Below are 5,039 nucleotides of genomic sequence, written 5' to 3'. Positions count from 1 at the left end.
GAATTGATGTTCACTTAAAAGGTCTTTATCGAGTAGGAAAGGTAAAATGGCATTGGAGAAACTTTCTGTATTTGGGTTGTGATAAAAGCCACAATTTCGATTAATAACGATGTTTTTGGTCCACCCTTTAGAATTAACAATAAGTAATTTTCCACTTGACAGGCCATCAAAAAACTTATTTGGGCTGTTGGTTTCTAGAATGGGGAAATTGGCAAAAGAAATATAAACAGCATCTGTTACATTGAGCACCTCTTTTATTCCCGATTTATTTTTATAAGGAAAAAAAGACAGGTTCTTTAATTTCATGCTTTTTGCTAATTCTTTAATTCTTGATAGCTCAGATCCCTCTGCTGTAATCAAAAAATGTATAGGCAATTTGACGCACTGTTTGGCGGCATCCAATACATATTCCAAATGATTTACTTCACCTGCAGCCCCAAAATAACTTACTACAAATTTGTTCCTTACCTGGTATTTGACTTCTAATGCCTCCTGTTTTTCTTCTTGCTTAAAAAATTCGCAATCAGACATATTTGGGATTAAAGTAATTTCTTTTTCAGGTACAATCCTTTTAATATACTGTTTTATTCCCGGAGAAAGGGCCACAATTTTATCTGCATGATTGTAAATGGTAGATTCCAACCCATAAAGTAGTTTTTTTAAACTAGGATTACGAATAAATCTTAGTTGAATAGGTGCTTCTGGCCATAAATCTCTAACTTCAAAAAAATAGGTAAGCTTATATATTTTCTTTGCCCATAAAGCTACTAGGCCAATCGTAAGAGGAGTTGAAGTGGCGTAGATTTTGTTAACTTTGTCACTTTTAGAAATTTTCCCTATTAGTTGACAGGCCAAAAATATAAATTTAAGAAAAGCATAGATCCGACCATAAAAACCCAATTTATTATCATAATAAACAGGTAAATAATGGACTTCAATCCCTTCTATGTTTTTTTGCACATACTTGTTTTCATTGTGACTGCTAACCATACTTACTCTATACCCATTGTTCACTAGGCCTTTTGCCAGATAAAAGGAACGTATGGCACCTCCTTCTTGTGGAGTTTTAAAGTATTGATGAAGGTAGAGTATGTGCATAATACTGCATTAGGGATTAGGATTCTTAGGGTTTGTGGATATAAGGTTTGCTTTGTCTGAGAAAGGATTTATTAGATGATTTAAATTCAAGGTTTTTTCCCTTTTTCCACTTCTTTATTTCCCTTGTCTAGTTTTTCAGTATATAAAATCTTATCATCCTTTAATCTAATAAATCCCAGTTTTGACATTTAAAAATGCTTTTCCAGCCAAATGGATAGCGTCAAAATAGACCAAAGCAAGAGGCTGTGGTCTGTTTTATTGGATTGATGTTCCTTAAGAAAAGACTTAATTTTTTCTCGAGATATAAATTCAAAGATAATAGCCTGGTCATTCTGAAGAAAATCCCAAAGATAATGATTTCCTTGTTTTTTTAACCAATTACCAAAGGGGAGACCAAGTCCTTCTTTTGGTCTTTGGCTAAAAACTAGTCCATCCATTTGGTTAAGGATATTTTTTAATAACCATTTTTTTCCCCCATTAATTAAATAGGTTGAAGGCAATTGGTGGGTAAAGTTTAATATTTCATTATTCAAATAGGGCATACGCATTTCCAGACTATGTAGCATGCTCATTTGATCATTGAGGGATAAAATATCTCCAGTAAGGTAATTACTACGATCAAATTCGAGGGCTTGTCTAAAATGCTTTTCAATAAATTTTTCTTCGGAAAACTTCTTAAAACTCTTTAATGATATTGATTTAGTAAATTCCTCAAAAGAAGAGAAGTTTAAAAAGGTTTGTTCCGGAGATGGGCTTAGACTCCTGCCCATTTTTTTCCAAAGCCTGAATTTTTTCCTAAATGGGGAGTTTATTCCAGTTGGTAAGCTACCACTTACCTGTTTTATTAAAGGATAAAAATTTTTAAGCTTTCCAAAGTAATTTAGGTACTGGTAAAAAGCGTAGTGTCGATTATATCCTGCAAACAGCTCATCAGCTCCTGCACCAGATAAAACTACACCCATAGTTTTTGATGCTTTTTCCGAAAGAAGGTAGGTCATTAAGCTGGCGCTATCTCCTATCGGTTGATCCATTTGACCGATAATTGAGGGTAAGTTTTTTAAGATGTCTTCCTTAACAATAATTTCTTCATAAGAAGCAGCCTGATATTTTTTGGCTGCCTGACGTGCAAAATGCTGATCTTTTGTCCCAAATGAGCCTTCTTTGGAGTCATGAACAATAGAGAAACAGGGAAGGGGAGCTCCACCATGTTTGTTGTTTAAGGCTAAAAGTAGGGTAGAATCTACACCTCCACTTAAAAATAAACCTACCGGCTTTTGGCTCTCTATTTGAGAAAATAAAGCATCTGTAATTAAATCTTCAGCTTTTTTAATTACCCCTTTTTTGTCTTCTGGGATCTTAGGTAAACCTTGTTTATTTGGGATAAAAGCCTTTTTTTGGGCTATTTTACCATCTTTAATCAAAAGAAAATGTCCTTCCTCAACTTGAAAAATATTTTTATAAAAGGTTTCAGGTTTAGGAGCATATTTAAATTGTAAATAATGGTGAACGGCATTTTTATTTAGCTCTTTTTGAATTAACCCTGAAGCAAGGAGACCTTTGGTTTCGGAGGCAGCTATGAAAGTATTTTCTTTTTGAAAATAGAACAAAGGCTTCATTCCATGACGATCTCTGGCTAGCAGTAATTCATTTTTTTGATGATCCCAAAAAGCAAAAGCAAACATCCCATTAAGCCGGGGAATGGCTTTTCTTCCTTCTTCTATCAAAAGTTTTAAAAGGACTTCTGTGTCAGAAATACTATTAAAAGAATGGCCTTTTTGCAGTAATTCATTTCGCAAGTCAAAAAAGTTGTAAATTTCCCCATTGAAGATCAAACTATAGTTTCCACAGTTTGATGAATAAGGTTGGTCGGCCAGAGAAGATACCTCTGAAACTCGTAATCGGTTGGCAGCAAGAAAAAGTTTTTGGTTATTAAAGGTGTAACTTCGAAAAGCCGCATGATCAGGTCCACGGTAGGTAGTGGATTGTAACATATTCTCAATTATACAATCGTCATAATTCCCTTTCCGGTCCCAAATTAAATGTATACCGCACATGAAAAAATCCAATTAAGGGTAATTCCCTATTATTAATTCCTAATTAAGTATTTAGGCATTACTTTCCGGAACAATTTGAAGGACATTTTTTTCAAAATACCGACAGAAGTGCGTGAGGGGGCAAATTTCACATTTGGGTTTTCTGGCGATACAAACGTATCGGCCGTGAAGAATAAGCCAGTGGTGCGCTGTAGAGATGTGTTCTCTTGGAATATGTCGAATGAGTTGTTTTTCCACTTCCAAAGGGGTTTTGGCTGTCTGGGTAGCCAGGCCAATTCTTTTGGAGACTCTAAAAACATGGGTATCGACAGCCATAGCGGGTTGATCGAAAATAACAGAAGCAACTACATTGGCAGTTTTACGGCCTACACCTGGAAGTTTTTGCAATTCTTTAGTGTCTGAGGGCACCTCGGAGTTAAATTCCTCCACTAGCATTTTTGCCATTCCCAAAAGATGCCTAGTCTTGTTGTTAGGGTAGGAAATACTTTTGATGTAGGGAAAAAGTTCGTCAAAATGGCTTGCGGCTAAATGTTCAGCATTAGGAAAGGCTTCAAATAAAGCAGGAGTCACCATATTTACCCGCTTATCTGTACACTGGGCACTTAAAATAACTGCAATTAAAAGCTGAAAAGGAGTTTCATATTCCAGTTCTGTTTCAGCTATGGGTTGATGAGTGGTGAAGTAATCTAAAAATGCTTCGAAACGCTCTTTCTTACGCATGTTAAAAATTTAACTATTCCATTTCAATTAAATTGGAAAGCTAATATAAACCCTTCAATTGATTTAACCAAAGGGTAAAAAAATACGGCTAAGTTTAGCCGCTAATCCTATATGACCTTTTTCAGAAAGAAAATAAATTGAATGATTTGGAATAATCTAAAATCTTCTGACTGCATCTTTCCGAAGGTTCAAAATTGAGGTTATCCAACTGGTGAACTACAGCCCGCATCTGGTGATAAACCTCCAACAACTCCGTATCGAAAAGAAGTGCCCTTTCAATTTCCTCACTTTCTTCTGATGTAGTTTCCTTGTATAGGTATTTTACTACGTCATCCTGGGTAAATGTTTGCGTCATAAGCTTGCTCGGTTTGTTGCATCTTTTTCCTGAGGTTGATGAGTGCATAACGCATTCTTCCCAAGGCAGTGTTAATGCTTACACCTGTGGAATCAGCAATTTCCTGAAAACTCATTTTCATATAATGTCTCATCATCAGTACCTCTTTTTGCGCTTCGGGAAGTTCATGAATTAACCTTCTCAACCGCATATGAGTGTCCTTTTGAATTTGTATGGATTCAGCTGAATCTTCAGAAAATTCCAGAGTATTAAAAACACTGCTACCATCCTCCATAATTATTGTAGGATAACGTTTTTCTTTTCTGAAGAAATCAATCGCTAAATTGTGCGCAATTCGTAATATCCAAGGTAAGAATTTACCCTCCTCATTATATCTACCGGATTTTATAGTCCGGATAGCTTTTATAAAGGTTTCTTGCAATAAGTCTTCAGCAATAAAACTATCCTTGGTGATAAGGTAAATAGTGGTATAGATCCTCGACTTATGCCTTTTCATTAGCTCTTCAAAAGCTCCTTCGTCACCACCTTTATACAGCGTAATCAATTTGCTGTCGTTAAGCGAATACTTTTCCATTGTTAAAAAGACATTTAGTGAACGTAGAGGTCTAATTCATATTGCTGAATTTTAGGGTTAAATGAAGAATTTATTTTTTTGTAAGATTCAAATATAAACTTTTAGCAAATATTATGCAAAAAGCTGTTTATGAATATTTTAATTATTGTGTTTTTAAATTTTGATCTTTAAACGCGTTCTTGCTCTTTTCTCGATCTTTCCCTCTTACGCCTCTACAAAAAATATATAAAATTTAATT

At 35.0% G+C, this 5,039-nt stretch carries 5 protein-coding genes; all 5 read right to left on the bottom strand.

Going from position 1 to position 5,039, the window contains the following annotated elements; all coding sequences use genetic code 11:
- The coding region (locus tag E1171_RS07285; protein WP_155205352.1) for a glycosyltransferase family 4 protein at positions 1-1,098 on the bottom strand (1,098 nt) is incomplete at its 3' end.
- A gap of 188 nt (positions 1,099-1,286) precedes the next feature.
- Positions 1,287-3,152: an asparagine synthase (glutamine-hydrolyzing) gene (gene asnB, locus E1171_RS07280; protein WP_155205351.1), complete on the bottom strand. Its 1,866-nt coding sequence runs from the start codon at positions 3,150-3,152 to the stop codon at positions 1,287-1,289.
- 51 nt (positions 3,153-3,203) lie between these two features.
- Positions 3,204-3,872, bottom strand: a complete 669-nt coding sequence (gene nth, locus E1171_RS07275; protein ID WP_155205350.1) for an endonuclease III — start codon at positions 3,870-3,872, stop codon at positions 3,204-3,206.
- A 121-nt stretch (positions 3,873-3,993) separates the two neighbouring features.
- On the bottom strand, positions 3,994-4,227 hold the full coding sequence (locus tag E1171_RS07270) for a hypothetical protein (RefSeq protein ID WP_155205349.1): 234 nt from the start codon (positions 4,225-4,227) through the stop codon (positions 3,994-3,996).
- Positions 4,202-4,801, bottom strand: a complete 600-nt coding sequence (locus E1171_RS07265; protein ID WP_155205348.1) for an RNA polymerase sigma factor — start codon at positions 4,799-4,801, stop codon at positions 4,202-4,204. Before E1171_RS07265 ends, E1171_RS07270 begins: the two co-directional genes overlap by 26 nt.
- Positions 4,802-5,039 lie beyond the last annotated feature (238 nt).

This window comes from Xanthovirga aplysinae, assembly GCF_009711365.1.
Lineage (GTDB): Bacteria > Bacteroidota > Bacteroidia > Cytophagales > Cyclobacteriaceae > Xanthovirga > Xanthovirga aplysinae.
Note: the sequence above shows the minus strand (reverse complement) of the source record. Positions and strands in the feature narration are given on the sequence as shown.